Here is a 13,906-nt window from a genome sequence, read left to right as displayed (position 1 = left end):
TGAAGTATGACGGGTATCTTCAGGCAAAAAAAAGAGCGACCTGAGTCGCTCTTACAGATTACTGTTTCATCTCAACTTATTTGGAGATGTGAGCAATCAGGTCCAGAACTTTGTTGGAGTAGCCGGTTTCGTTGTCGTACCAGGATACCAGTTTCACGAAGTTGTCGTTCAGTGCGATACCAGCTTTAGCATCGAACACGGAAGTGCAAACTTCACCGTTGAAATCGGTAGATACTACGTCGTCTTCGGTGTAACCCAGAACGCCTTTCATTGGGCCTTCGGAAGCAGCTTTGATTGCTTTCTTAATTTCTTCGTAAGAAGCAGCTTTTTCCAGACGAACGGTCAGGTCAACAACAGATACGTTCGGGGTAGGAACGCGGAACGCCATACCAGTCAGTTTGCCGTTCAGTTCTGGCAGTACTTTACCTACAGCTTTAGCAGCACCGGTAGAGGACGGGATGATGTTCTGGGATGCGCCGCGGCCGCCGCGCCAGTCTTTGTGAGACGGGCCATCAACGGTTTTCTGAGTAGCGGTGGTCGCGTGAACAGTAGTCATCAGACCTTCGATGATGCCGAAGTTGTCGTTGATAACTTTAGCCAGCGGAGCCAGGCAGTTAGTGGTGCAGGAAGCGTTAGAAACGATGTCCTGACCTTCGTATTTGTCAAAGTTAGCGCCTTTAACAAACATCGGAGTGTTATCTTTGGACGGACCAGTCAGAACCACTTTTTTCGCGCCAGCAGTGATGTGCTTACGAGCGGTTTCATCTGTCAGGAACAGGCCAGTAGCTTCAGCTACTACGTCAACACCAACTTCGTCCCATTTCAGGTTAGCCGGATCACGTTCAGCGGTAACACGGATTTTTTTACCGTTTACGATCAGATGACCGTCTTTCACTTCAACGGTACCGTTGAAACGGCCGTGAGTGGAGTCATATTTCAGCATGTAAGCCATGTAGTCAGCGTCTAACAGGTCGTTGATTGCAACGATCTCGATGTCAGAGCGTTCTTGAGCAGCACGGAAAACAATGCGACCGATACGGCCAAAACCGTTGATACCTACTTTGATAGTCATATATTCCACCAGCTATTTGTTAGTGAATAAAAGGTTGCCTGTAAAATTACAAAAACCTTACGCAGCGTCAAGCGGAATCGTGTCAATCATTGCGACAAATCAATCTGCTGCTTAAGCTTTGCGCAACTGACTCGCCTCACTCTTCCTTTGGGCTTGAAACCACATGGGGTCGGCGGCCCGAATTTTAAAGGGCAATCAAGATAAAAACGTGATTGTGATCACGAATTGCAGGCTGCCATTTCGCACGGATCAAGTTTAGAACAAAAGTTCGCACTCTGGTGTTAATGTTTTGTTAGAATCTGTCTCGCGATGTGAGTTTAGATAAAGCGAGATGTGAGCAAATGGCTAATCAACCTTCACCAGAAGAACTAAAAAAAAATTTAACCGAAATGCAGTTCTACGTGACGCAGAATCACGGGACAGAACCGCCATTTACCGGGCGTTTGCTGCACAACAAGCGTGACGGAATCTACCACTGTTTGGTCTGTGACAAACCGCTATTTCGTTCCGAGACAAAATATGACTCTGGCTGCGGCTGGCCCAGCTTTTACGAGCCTGTCAGCGCAGAGGCTATCCGTTACATTAAAGATACTTCACACGGTATGCAGCGCATTGAAATCCGCTGTGGTAACTGTGATGCGCACCTGGGGCATGTCTTCCCGGATGGTCCGCAACCTACAGGTGAACGTTACTGCGTTAACTCAGCGTCTTTGAACTTCACCGATGGTGAAAACGGTGAGCAGACCAAAGGCTGAAGAAACGATTCAGCAAATTATTCTACGGAGAGTGGATTTAACATGAATCTTGATGAGATGATCAACAGCATGACGCCGGAAGTTTATCAGCGCTTATCAACTGCCGTTGAACTCGGAAAATGGCCGGATGGCGTGGCGCTAACGGCAGAACAAAAAGAGAACTGCTTACAGCTGGTGATGTTATGGCAGGCGCGAAACAATATTGACGCGCAGCATATGACGATTGATACCAACGGTGAGATGGTGATGAAGAGTAAGCAGCAGTTGAAAGTGGAGTTTGGTATTACGCCCGAACCCATTGCGACGTTTAAATCCTGATTACTCAGGCCCGGCAAACATCTATGTCGGGCCCGCAGTTGAAGTTATTTCTTGTTCATCATCGCCTTCAGATCGGCGAACGGATTATATTTCGCTTCGCCCACCGCTTTCTGTGCATCTTCGCCTGCAACCACCGTTGAACCATACTGGTCCGCTTCCGTATATTTGGAATGTTCGTGATCGTGGCAGTACAGGCACAACATTTCCCAGTTGCTACCATCTTCCGGGTTATTGGAGTGATCGTGATCGATATGGTGTACCGTCAATTCGCGCAAATTTGAATACACGAACTCACGGGAACAACGTCCGCAGACCCAGGGGAAGAGTTTAAGCGCCTTTTCCCGGTAACCGACTTCCAGACGGGCGTAATTTTTAGGGATAAAAGCCATAAAGCTCATGCCTCCAGTAGAAAATGAAAAGCTGCGCCAAAAGCTGGCGCAGCAGAATGCGATAATCATAACCTATTGTGTCAGGCGTTGGGATCAGTGTTTGATGCCTAACGAATCGGCTAACTGCTTCGCCAACTGGTTTTGGTCATCCGCACCGTATTCCCAGAACATGGCGCCTCCCAGCCCCTTGCTCTTGATATAGTCAGCCTTGATCGCTACCGAGCGAGGATTTTCATAGGAGAGGGCAAAGAGCGCTTTTCCATCCACAGACTGCACTGACAGCCACGGCACTTTTGCTTCATCATCCCAATGCTGGCTAAAGCGCTTCTGCGGATCGTTGATCAATTTCGCCACGATATCGTTGTACTTCACATAGGTATCTTTGCTCAGATCGACGCCCAGTGATTTGAACAATTCAATTTGCGCGGGCTCGAAATAGGGTTGGGTAACAGGATTTTTCTGTGCGTCAGGTTTGCTCCAGTCAATGCCTGGCTCAACAGCGCGTTTCGGTACGCGACCATAAAAACCAATGCCCAGGTTCATCTGACTCGCTTTTAGACCGGCAGCAAGATAGTTGTTGACCACAAAATCAGCGCTGTACTTATCCGCCGCGGCGACTGTCGGCCATTGTGTCGAATCGTACAGGTTCGAGTTGAAATACTGCGTACCGTAAGCCATGTCATAGGTCATCAGGTTTATGTAGTCGAGCGATGGCGCAATGGCTTTCACATCCACCCAGCTTTTCGGGCTTTCCGCATTTGCGCCCACGGCGATAGTCAGTAGTTTTTTATGCCCCAATGCGGCGCGGAGCTCTTTTAACAGTGCGGTAAAGTTAGCTCGGTCGGCCGGTTGACTTTCGACCCGTCCCCAGGCGCCGTTGACCGGATATTCCCAGTCGAGGTCGATGCCATCAAGGCCATATTTCGCAATTATCTCCTGAGCAGACTGAATAAACACCGCGCGCGATTCTTTCGTTGCTGCCGCGCCGGAGAATCCACGAGCCCCCCAACCACCGACGGAAAGCAATACTTTCAGGTTCGGATTCTGTTTACGCAGCTGTGGAATTTTCAGTAAATCATCCTGCACTTTCGGTGAAAGCCAAATCTGATGCAGCTTACTGGCGTCTTTTAAGGCGTCATTGGTCTCGTCTTTTTCGTTGTTGTAGACAAGGCCAAACGAATAGTTGAGATGGGTTATCTGACGAACATCCAGTTTATTGATGTCGCCACCAGGACCGGCAGTGACGTCGCCGCCACCATTGAAGTAGCCAACTGACATCAGTGAACTGGCGGAAACAAAGCTGGCGCAAAGCAGGGGTAATGCTGCCAACAAAGGCAATAGTTTCATCGGTGTTCCTCTTTGACATTTAAACAAGCAAACACGCCACGGAAATGGCGTGGCGAAAAAAACAGCATTTGCAGGTTAACAGTTTCATAACAGGAAAAATGCGAAGAGGTTCACCTCATGTCGGCGAAGCGGCAAACCATTTCTGGTAGGTTGTATCGGTTGGGGCAAACATTACTGATTGTTGACGCAAGTCCTTTTTCTGGCCTACAGATTTGCATACATGCGCAAATTCAATAGGCCGGATAAGGCGTTTTAAAGTATTAGCGCTGGGTTTCCAGCCAGTCATCAAGCGTATACAGCGTCGCGCCCGCTGCGGCCATTTCCATAAACGCCTCTGCACTGTCCTGGGGTTGAATATTGACACCACGGCAGCCGTCGGTAATAACGCTGACGGTATAACCAAGATCGAGCGCATCCAGAACGGTGAATTTAACGCAATAGTCGCTAGCCAGACCCATGATAATAAGCTCAGCAATACGGTGTTCGAGCAGCCAGGCGTTCAGCGTGGTTGCCTGACGACGACCGTTATCAAAAAACGCACTGTAACTGTCGACCAGCGGGTTCTCGCCCTTGGTGAAGGTTTTCGCTATCGCACGCTGGTTCAGCAGCGGATGCAGGGCCGCTCCTTCGCTGTTTTGCACGCAATGATCGGGCCAGAACGTTTGCGCCAGACCATCCAGTTGTCCCTGACTGTAGGGGGCGACCTGATGCTGGCTGGCAAAACTACCGTGATTAGCCGGATGCCAGTCCAGACTGGCAACAACCGTGTCGCCGCGTAGGGCGCACCAGTCAATCAGACGGTTGGCAATCTCGATTGTGCTGTCGCCTTGCGGAACAGCGAGAGCGCCGCCGGCACAAAAGTCATTTTGTAAATCGACCAACAGTAAGGCTCGGGCCATGGGCATAGACTCCTTTATTCGTCCGGGGTGAGCTCGCCGCGCAGATTTTGCGTCATAGCTTCACGAATGCTCTGCACATCCAGTCCCTGACTGAGTAAATAATGCAATTTGGTGAGCGTGGCTTCGACGGTCATATCCGCGCCGCCAATCACGCCAGCGTGGGCGAGGGCATTACCCGTCGCATAGCCACCCATGTTTACCTTGCCGGACATACACTGGGTCAGGTTCACCACCACAATGCCACGTGAGCTCGCATCTTCAAGTTCTTGCAGAAACTCTTTATTTTGCGGTGCATTGCCCACGCCGTAGGAGCGCAAAATTAACGCTTTCACCGGCTGGCGCAGGAAGTTACGCACCACATCAGCGGAGATACCTGGGTAAATGGTGACTACGCCAATCGGTTGTGGAGTAATAGGATGAACAATCAGTTCACCTGCGCCGTGCGGTGCTGGCGGAGTTCCCAGTCGACGGATGTGGATCCCGGCTTCCAGTAGCGGCGCAAGGTTGGGTGAGGCAAAGGCGTCAAAGCCATCGGCGTGCGCTTTAGTGGTACGGTTGCCGCGAAACAGTCGATTGTTGAAAAACAGGGTTACTTCATTGATCGGATAATTTGCCGCAACGTACAGCGCATTGAGCAGGTTGATTTGCCCGTCTGAACGTAGCTCTGCCAGCGGGATTTGTGACCCTGTCACAATTACCGGTTTACCCAGGTTCTCCAACATAAAAGAGAGCGCTGAAGCCGTAAACGCCATGGTGTCGGTGCCGTGCAGAATGACAAAACCATCGTAATCGTCGTAGTGTGCTTTAATGTCTTCCGCAATATGCTGCCAGTCTTCCGGCGTCATGTCGGAGGAATCCATCAACGGGACGTATTCGTGGATGGTGAAGTCTGGCATCTCCGGGCGGTGGAATTCAGGCATCAATGCCAGTTGACGCTGGAGATGACCAGAAACAGGAATATAACCCTGTTCTGAGCGCTGCATACCAATGGTACCGCCGGTATAGGCAACGTAAATCGATTTCTTTTGCATGACTTTTCTTCTGTCTCAATGAAAACCCCTCTTCATCCCGAAGAGGGGGCAATTGTTAGCGAACGTTGGCGCAGGTCAGGCAAAACGCATATCGGTTTTGCGGATCGTTAAACGCGGCCAGCTTATCGCTTTCCGCTTTAACTGCACTGGCCGCAGAAGCAAGCGGCGCCGGGAGCATGGCCTGAATAGCTTCGGGCAGCATGGCGCGAACGGAGCCTGACATGCTGTCCATTACCATATCGACGAATGTCGGTTCATCCTGATAATACGCAATGTGCCACTGTTTCAGCTTGGCAAGCTCAGCCGCTTTCGCGATGGCGTCGTCAAAATCACCGAGGCTGTCTACCAGTCCGTTGGCTTTCGCATCCTGACCGGTCCAGACGTGACCCTGCGCGATTTTGTCAATCTGCTCAGGGGTTGTCTTACGTGCATCCGCGACCAGCGTGATAAAGCGCTTATAGCCATTTTCAATGCTCAATTGCATCATTTGCTGCACTTCAGGCGGTAACGCTTTGGTGATGGAGATATCCGCCAGCGGGGAAGTGGCCACGCCATCGGTATGTACACCAATGGAATCCAGGCTGTTTTCTACGGTGTTGATCACACCAAAGATCCCGATTGAACCGGTTAAAGTGCTGGGGTTCGCCACAATGTAACTGGCTGGGGTGGAGATCCAGTAGCCACCGGAGGCCGCCATGCCGCCCATGGACACGACAACCGGTTTACCCGCCGCTTTTGCCGCAGCCAGCTCAGCACGAATGACTTCCGAGGCGCTGACGCTGCCGCCAGGACTGTTCACGCGCAGAACAATAGCTTTCACTTTCGGATCGAGACGCGCTTCGCGGATTTGTGCGGCAGTGGTGTCGCCCCCCACATTTCCTGGGGTTTCTTCACCGTCCATAATCGCGCCGTTCGCAAAGATAACGCCAATGCTGTCTCCGGTATCCGCCGGTGTTTTCAGCGAATAATCGTAATAGCTGACGGCGCGATAGTTTTTATCCGCTTTGCTCCAGCCAAACTGTTTGGTCAGCATTTTTTCGACTTCGGCGCTGGAGGCGAGTGCATCCACCAGTTTGTTGTCGAGCGCATATTTCGCCGTATCTCCATCGACCTTCGTCAAACCGTCCAGCATCGCCTGTGCGCCAGGGAACACCTGCTGAGCTGGGATCTGGCGGTTGGCGGCGACCGTGTCGAGATAGTTCTGCCACAGCTCGCCGATCCAACGACTGTCGGCTTCACGCGCGGCAGGAGACATATCATCGCGGATAAACGGTTCTACGGCAGACTTATAGGTCCCGACGCGGAATACGTGCGTGGAAACTTTCAGCTTATCGAGCAGGGACTTGTAGTACAGACCGTTGGTGGCAAAGCCGTGCAGATCAACGGAACCCTGCGGAGAGAGGTAAATTTTATTAGCAAAACTGGCGAGGTAATACTGCCCCTGGCTGAAGTTATCGCCCACGGCAAAGACCGGTTTACCGCTGTCGCGGAATTCCCGCAGTGCTTTGCCGATATACTGCATGGAAGGCTGGTCTGCCCCGGCAAAATTTTTCAGATCCATCACGATGCCGGTGATGTTGCGATCATCTTTTGCCTGGCGAATCGTATTCACGATATCGAAAAGGGAGTTTTCCTGCAGACGATCGGAACTGGCGCCAAACAGCTGACGGCCAATAACGCTTAAACGACTGGTGCTCGAAGGCTTATCGACAATCACCCCGGAGATATCCAGCAGCAGCGCGCCTCGCTCAGCGTGTTCGCTGGTGTTGCTGCTGCTGACCTGCATCCAGATGCCCACGCCAACCAGCACCAAAAAGATGAAGAACAGGTTAAGCACAAATTCACGGACGAAATTGAGTAATCGCCATGTCCATTTAAAAAATCCGGCAATAAATCGCCACAGGGTTCGCATGTATTCTCCCTACCAATTAACAACACGCCACCCCGAAATCCCGGAGAAAGGCGATAAGATGAGGCTATCGTAATGACCCGACAGGCACTTGTCAGCAGGAATCACCGCCTGTGCTGTAACAAAATCCGCTCACGTGTTAATTTTGTGAACAAATTACATTGTTGGAGTTAAGCAAATGGATGCACTCGAATTACTTATGACCCGTCGTAGCGCCTCTCGTCTCGTCGAACCGGCCCCGGCAGGAGAACAACTGCAAAATATTCTGCGTGCGGGAATGCGCGCGCCGGACCACAAAACGCTGCAACCGTGGCAATTCTTTGTCATTGAGGGCGAAGGGCGTGAACGCTTTGCCGCCGTGCTTGAAAAAGGCGCTATTGCATCTGGCAGCGATGAGAAGGCCCAGGAAAAAGCGCGCAGCGCGCCGTTTCGCGCGCCGCTGATTATTACCGTGGTGGCGAAATGTGAAGCAAACGACAAGGTTCCGCTATGGGAACAGGAAATGTCTGCCGGTTGTGCGGTGATGGCCATGCAGATGGCTGCCATTGCCCAGGGCTTTGGCGGTATCTGGCGCAGTGGCGCATTAACCGAAAGTGAGGTCGTCCGCGAAGCGTTTGACTGTCGCCCACAGGATAAAATCGTCGGTTTTCTCTATCTGGGCACACCACAGTTGAAAGCATCCACGACGATTACCCTTGCCGATCCGAGCGCATTCGTCCGTTATTTCTGATATCAACGGCAAAACTGTCTGGATTATGAGCAAAGGCACCCGAATTCAGACAGTCACTCTTACCACATCATGGAATGAGCGCTACCATATCCGGATTGCAATGACAGGAGATGTCCATGAGCGAGCAAGCTATTCGTTTAACGCAATACAGCCACGGAGCCGGTTGCGGTTGTAAAATTTCCCCAAAAGTGCTGGAAACCATCCTGCACAGCGAGCAGGCGAAGTTTGTTGATCCAAACTTACTGGTGGGTAATGAAACCCGCGACGACGCGGCTGTATACGATCTGGGGAACGGCACCAGCGTAATCAGCACCACCGATTTCTTTATGCCGATTGTCGATAATCCGTTTGATTTTGGCCGCATCGCCGCCACCAACGCCATCAGCGATATTTTCGCCATGGGCGGCAAACCGATTATGGCAATTGCTATCCTGGGCTGGCCGCTTGATAAGCTGGCGCCGGAAATCGCCCGAGAAGTAACCGAAGGCGGACGCTTTGCCTGCCGTCAGGCGGGTATCGCGCTGGCGGGGGGGCACTCTATCGATGCCCCTGAACCTATCTTTGGTCTTGCGGTAACCGGCGTTGTTCCAACCGAACGCGTGAAGAAAAACAGCACCGCCGAGGCGGGATGCAAGCTGTTTTTGACCAAGCCTCTGGGTATTGGTGTCCTGACCACCGCAGAGAAAAAATCGCTGCTGAAGGACGAGCACAAAGGGCTGGCGACGGAAGTGATGTGCCGGATGAACATTGCCGGGGCGGCATTTGCCGATATCGACGGCGTGAAAGCCATGACCGACGTTACCGGTTTTGGGCTGCTGGGGCATCTGAGCGAGATGTGTCAGGGGGCCGGCGTTCAGGCGCAGATCGTCTACCAGGCTATTCCTAAGCTGCCAGGTGTTGAAGAATACATCGCGCAGGGCGCGGTGCCGGGCGGTACCCAGCGTAACTTTGCCAGCTACGGACACCTGATGGGTGAAATGCCGCAGTCGGTTCGCGATCTGCTCTGCGATCCGCAAACTTCCGGTGGTCTGCTGTTAGCGGTAACGCCGGAAGCTGAAGCCGAAGTTAAAGCGGCAGCGGCGCAGTTTGGCATCGACCTCACTGCGATTGGTGAGTTAGTGGAAGCTCGTGGCGGTCGCGCCATGGTTGAGATCCGTTAACTCGATGCGGTTGTTTATTGCCGAAAAACCGAGTCTGGCGCGCGCTATCGCCGATGTGCTGCCGAAGCCGCATCGCAAAGGTGACGGTTTTATCGAATGCGGAAACGGGCAAGTGGTGACCTGGTGTATTGGTCACCTGCTTGAGCAGGCGCAGCCAGATGCCTATGATAGTCGTTATGCTCGCTGGAGTCTGGTTGATCTGCCGATTGTCCCGGAAAAGTGGCAACTGCAGCCGCGTCCCTCGGTGACCAAACAGCTCAACGTTATTAAGCGATTTTTGCATGAGGCCAGTGAAGTCATTCACGCAGGTGACCCCGATCGTGAAGGACAGCTGCTGGTGGATGAAGTGCTGGATTACCTGCAACTGGCCCCTGAAAAGCGCCAGCAGGTGCAACGCTGCCTGATTAACGACCTCAACCCGCAGGCCGTCGAGCGGGCGATTGAGCGTCTGCGCGCCAACAGTGAGTTCATCCCCCTTTGCGTGTCGGCACTGGCGCGAGCGCGGGCGGACTGGCTGTACGGTATCAACATGACGCGCGCTTACACCATTCTGGGGCGTAACGCGGGCTATCAGGGCGTACTTTCGGTCGGGCGCGTGCAAACGCCGGTGCTCGGACTGGTTGTGCGTCGCGATGAAGAGATTGAAAACTTCGTTGCCAAAGACTTCTTCGAGGTAAAGGCGCATATCGTGACGCCCGCCGATGAGCGGTTTACCGCTATCTGGCAGCCGAGCGAAGCGTGTGAGCCGTATCAGGATGAAGAAGGGCGCTTGCTAAACCGCACGTTGGCTGAACACGTGGTAAACCGCATTAACGGTCAGCCGGCGATCGTCACCAGCTATAACGATAAACGGGAATCAGAATCCGCGCCGCTGCCGTTTTCGCTGTCGGCGTTGCAGATTGAAGCGGCGAAACGCTTTGGCTTAAGTGCGCAAAACGTTCTGGATATCTGCCAGAAGCTGTATGAAACCCATAAACTGATCACCTATCCGCGTTCGGATAGCCGTTATCTGCCGGAAGAACACTTTGCCGGACGTCACGCGGTGCTGAACGCGATTAGCGTCCATGCGCCGGATCTGCTTCCGCAACCGGCGGTCAATCCCGATACGCGAAACCGCTGTTGGGATGATAAAAAAGTGGATGCCCACCACGCCATCATTCCAACCGCGCGCAGTTCGTCCATCAACCTGAACGATAATGAAGCGAAGATATACAATCTGATTGCCCGTCAATATCTGATGCAGTTTTGCGCGGATGCGGTATTCAGGAAGTGCGTTATTGAGCTGGACATCGCGAAAGGTAAGTTTGTCGCCAAAGCCCGTTTTCTGGCGGAGGCCGGATGGCGTACGCTGCTTGGCAACAAAGAGCGCGACGAAGATAACGACGGGACGCCGCTGCCGGTGGTGGCAAAAGACGACGAACTGCTGTGCGAAAAAGGCGAAGTGGTTGAACGACAGACTCAGCCTCCGCGGCACTTTACCGATGCCACGCTGCTGTCAGCGATGACCGGAATCGCGCGCTTTGTGCAGGATAAAGATCTGAAAAAGATCCTGCGCGCAACGGACGGACTGGGAACGGAAGCGACGCGCGCCGGGATTATCGAGCTGCTGTTTAAGCGTGGTTTCCTGGTGAAGAAGGGGCGCTATATCCATTCTACCGATGCCGGAAAAGCGCTGTTTCATTCGCTGCCTGAAATGGCGACGCGTCCGGATATGACCGCGCACTGGGAATCTATCCTGACCCAAATCAGCGAAAAGCAGTGTCGATATCAGGATTTCATGCAGCCGCTGGTGGGGACGCTGTATCAGCTAATCGATCAGGCGCGCAGCACGCCGGTACGACGCTTCCGTGGTATTGCCGCACCGGGTAGTAGTGGTGGTGACAAGAAAAAGAGTGCGCCGCGTAAACGCACGGCGAAAAAAAGCCCGCCATCTGAAGAGGCGGGCCTGTAATGCGCTCTTAGGCTGGATAAGGCATGTGTGCCGCATCAAGCCGACGGGAACAATAGATCTGAATTAAATCACACCCTGGCCCAACATCGCGTCGGCAACTTTCACGAATCCCGCGATGTTGGCGCCACGTACGTAGTTGGTTTGCTTGCTTTCGCCGCCGTACTCGACGCAGGCATGGTGAATATCCAGCATGATGTGGTGCAGGCGTGCATCCACTTTCTCCGCTTTCCAGCCCAGACGTGCGGCGTTCTGCGCCATTTCCAGACCGGATGTTGCTACGCCTCCCGCGTTGGCCGCTTTACCCGGCGCGAACAATACACCGGCTTCCAGGAACAGATCGGTGGCCTCGATGGTGGTAGGCATGTTTGCCCCTTCAGCGACAGCCTTCACGCCGTTGGCGATCAGCACGCGTGCCGCATCGACATCAAGTTCGTTCTGGGTGGCGCACGGCAGGGCGATATCAACCGGAACCGACCACGGCTGTTGGCCTTCCAGATAGGTCAGGCCAAATTCGCGGGCGTAATCCGCCACGCGGCCGTCGCGGCTGTCTTTGATCGCGCACAGACGCGCCAGTTTTTCTTTAGTAAATCCGCTTTCGTCGACCACGGTACCGCTGGAATCGGAGGCGGTGACTACTCGCGCGCCAAACTCCATGGCTTTCTCAATGGCGAATTGCGCCACGTTACCGGAACCAGAGACGGCCACGCGCATGCCTTCAAAGCCCAGGCCATGGCGTTTGAGCATCGCTTCGGTGAAGTACACCAGACCGTAGCCGGTAGCTTCCGGGCGAATCAGGCTGCCGCCGAAAGAGAGACCTTTACCGGTAAAGACGCAGGCGCTGTTGTTGGACAGTTTTTTCATCATCCCGGCCATAAAGCCGACTTCACGACCGCCTACGCCGATATCGCCCGCCGGAACATCGGTATCGGGTCCTAAATGGCGGAACAGTTCGGTCATCAGCGCCTGACAGAAACGCATGATTTCGCCTTCGCTTTTACCTTTCGGATCGAAATCGCTCCCGCCTTTACCCCCGCCCATTGGCAGCGTGGTGAGGGCGTTTTTAAATGTTTGCTCGAAGCCAAGGAATTTCAGGATCGACAGGTTCACGGAAGGGTGGAAACGCATCCCGCCTTTGTATGGGCCAATGGCGGAGCTAAACTGCACGCGCCACGCGCGGTTGACCTGCACCTGATTGCGATCGTCCAGCCAGACGACGCGGAACTGGATCACGCGCTCCGGTTCAACCAGACGTTCCAGCAACGACATCTGACGATAACGCGGGTTTTGCTCGAGGAAGGGCCACAGTGTCGTCATTACCTCACGAACGGCTTGCGCGAACTCGGTCTGATTCGGGTCGCGCTTTTGCACATGGTTAAGGAATGACTCCAGAGAACGTGTCTGATCCATAGATATAAGTACCTCTTATGTATTGATATGGTTATATTTTTGATTTTTGTGTTAAGTGTTTTGCAGTTTTTGACTATAACATCAGCAGTGTGACGGGACGCAAGAAAAAATTAACCGCGCTAAGTAAATTAATATTGCGGCGTGGGTCATAACCAAAAGCGATGATGGCAAGGGCTAAAGTTTCTGCCGGTTTATACCGTTATACTGAGCATAACTGTCAGTCAAAAAGGAAAGAATATGCGCCGTATAATCATGGCAGGAGCGTTGGCACTGGTGTCCAGCGCGACGCTGGCAAATCAGCTCTATCGCCCGGACGTGCAGGTGAATGTCCCGCCGGAAGTGTTCAGTTCCAGCGGTCAGCGGGCGCAACCCTGTAGTCAGTGCTGTATTTATCAGGATCAAAACTACTCAGAAGGGGCGGTGATTAAAGCGGATGGCGTTTTGCTTCAGTGCCAGCGTGATGATAAAACGATCAGCACGAATCCGCTGGTCTGGCGTCGCGTAAAAGGATAAACGCTTCTAATAGCGGGATATCGGCAGGCGCCAGCGGATAACGCAGCGCCTCTTCGGGTGAACACCAGACGATATCCTGATGTTCATACACTTTCAGCTCCCCCTGATATGACGGTACATGCCAGGCATGTAAGTGAATGAGTCGGCCTGAAACCTCGCGTTGATGGCTGGCAATGTAGCGCTCAACGACCGCCTCGATGCCCAACTCTTCACGCAGTTCACGGATCAGCGCCTCTGGCTGACTTTCCCCCGGCTCAACCTTACCGCCAGCAAACTCCCACATACCTGACTGATCCGCATGCTGCGGGCGTTGAGCCAGTAAAATTTTGCCATCACGTTCAATGATAGCGGCGACCACGTCGAGGGTTTTCATTATATTCATCAATATCTAACGGCAGAAAATGACATACTATCGTTATCTTTGT

Annotated in this window: 14 protein-coding genes; 6 read left to right on the top strand and 8 right to left on the bottom strand. The window is 53.0% G+C overall.

The genetic code is table 11. The features are described from left to right. Positions 1-76 precede the first annotated feature (76 nt). Complete coding sequence (gene gapA / locus O6D90_RS13255) at positions 77-1,072, bottom strand: glyceraldehyde-3-phosphate dehydrogenase (protein WP_003030697.1); 996 nt, start codon at positions 1,070-1,072, stop codon at positions 77-79. 341 nt (positions 1,073-1,413) lie between these two features. Here gapA and msrB point away from each other — a divergent pair, with 341 nt between their 5' ends. Both msrB and O6D90_RS13245 read left to right on the top strand, forming a co-directional pair. Further along, a complete protein-coding gene (msrB, locus tag O6D90_RS13250) occupies positions 1,414-1,827 on the top strand; it encodes a peptide-methionine (R)-S-oxide reductase MsrB (RefSeq protein ID WP_016152816.1) in 414 nt (137 codons plus the stop codon). A 42-nt stretch (positions 1,828-1,869) separates the two neighbouring features. After that, the gene (locus tag O6D90_RS13245; RefSeq protein ID WP_016152817.1) at positions 1,870-2,145 is read left to right on the top strand and encodes a YeaC family protein; all 276 of its coding nucleotides are present in this window, start codon (positions 1,870-1,872) and stop codon (positions 2,143-2,145) included. A 44-nt stretch (positions 2,146-2,189) separates the two neighbouring features. Here the strand turns inward: O6D90_RS13245 and yajD are convergent, their stop codons facing one another. The 5 genes from yajD to sppA all read right to left on the bottom strand — a co-directional run bounded on the left by yajD (position 2,190) and on the right by sppA (position 7,723). Further along, on the bottom strand, positions 2,190-2,534 hold the full coding sequence (yajD, locus tag O6D90_RS13240; protein ID WP_003832478.1) for an HNH nuclease YajD: 345 nt from the start codon (positions 2,532-2,534) through the stop codon (positions 2,190-2,192). A gap of 93 nt (positions 2,535-2,627) precedes the next feature. After that, on the bottom strand, positions 2,628-3,881 hold the full coding sequence (locus tag O6D90_RS13235) for a glycoside hydrolase family 18 protein (RefSeq protein WP_016156309.1): 1,254 nt from the start codon (positions 3,879-3,881) through the stop codon (positions 2,628-2,630). Positions 3,882-4,141: 260 nt separating this feature from the next. Continuing rightward, the gene (gene pncA, locus O6D90_RS13230; protein WP_016156310.1) at positions 4,142-4,780 is read right to left on the bottom strand and encodes a bifunctional nicotinamidase/pyrazinamidase; all 639 of its coding nucleotides are present in this window, start codon (positions 4,778-4,780) and stop codon (positions 4,142-4,144) included. 14 nt (positions 4,781-4,794) lie between these two features. Further along, positions 4,795-5,811, bottom strand: a complete 1,017-nt coding sequence (ansA, locus tag O6D90_RS13225; protein WP_016156311.1) for an asparaginase — start codon at positions 5,809-5,811, stop codon at positions 4,795-4,797. Positions 5,812-5,866: 55 nt separating this feature from the next. After that, positions 5,867-7,723, bottom strand: a complete 1,857-nt coding sequence (gene sppA, locus O6D90_RS13220) for a signal peptide peptidase SppA (RefSeq protein ID WP_016156312.1) — start codon at positions 7,721-7,723, stop codon at positions 5,867-5,869. A gap of 175 nt (positions 7,724-7,898) precedes the next feature. Between sppA and O6D90_RS13215 the strand changes: the two genes are divergently transcribed. The 3 genes from O6D90_RS13215 (at position 7,899) to topB (ending at position 11,561) form a co-directional block, all read left to right on the top strand. Further along, the gene (locus O6D90_RS13215; RefSeq protein WP_016152830.1) at positions 7,899-8,450 is read left to right on the top strand and encodes an NAD(P)H nitroreductase; all 552 of its coding nucleotides are present in this window, start codon (positions 7,899-7,901) and stop codon (positions 8,448-8,450) included. Positions 8,451-8,566: 116 nt separating this feature from the next. Next, the gene (gene selD / locus O6D90_RS13210) at positions 8,567-9,610 is read left to right on the top strand and encodes a selenide, water dikinase SelD (RefSeq protein ID WP_016152831.1); all 1,044 of its coding nucleotides are present in this window, start codon (positions 8,567-8,569) and stop codon (positions 9,608-9,610) included. A 4-nt stretch (positions 9,611-9,614) separates the two neighbouring features. Then, positions 9,615-11,561 carry a DNA topoisomerase III gene (gene topB / locus O6D90_RS13205; protein WP_019076618.1) on the top strand — a complete coding sequence of 649 codons (1,947 nt, stop codon included), beginning with the start codon at positions 9,615-9,617 and terminating at the stop codon, positions 11,559-11,561. Positions 11,562-11,624: 63 nt separating this feature from the next. Here the strand turns inward: topB and gdhA are convergent, their stop codons facing one another. After that, complete coding sequence (gene gdhA / locus O6D90_RS13200) at positions 11,625-12,968, bottom strand: NADP-specific glutamate dehydrogenase (protein WP_016152833.1); 1,344 nt, start codon at positions 12,966-12,968, stop codon at positions 11,625-11,627. Positions 12,969-13,205: 237 nt separating this feature from the next. Here gdhA and O6D90_RS13195 point away from each other — a divergent pair, with 237 nt between their 5' ends. Then, positions 13,206-13,481 (top strand): YnjH family protein, encoded by a 276-nt coding sequence (locus O6D90_RS13195; RefSeq protein ID WP_016152834.1) that lies wholly within the window; start codon positions 13,206-13,208, stop codon positions 13,479-13,481. Here O6D90_RS13195 and O6D90_RS13190 read toward each other — a convergent pair. After that, complete coding sequence (locus O6D90_RS13190; RefSeq protein ID WP_019076619.1) at positions 13,441-13,854, bottom strand: pyrimidine (deoxy)nucleoside triphosphate diphosphatase; 414 nt, start codon at positions 13,852-13,854, stop codon at positions 13,441-13,443. The two genes, O6D90_RS13195 and O6D90_RS13190, sit on opposite strands and share 41 nt — an antisense overlap. Positions 13,855-13,906 lie beyond the last annotated feature (52 nt).

The organism is Citrobacter sp. 21OH12SH02A-Citro (assembly GCF_027919895.1).
GTDB lineage: Bacteria > Pseudomonadota > Gammaproteobacteria > Enterobacterales > Enterobacteriaceae > Citrobacter > Citrobacter braakii.
This window is presented reverse-complemented; position numbering and strand designations above follow the sequence as displayed.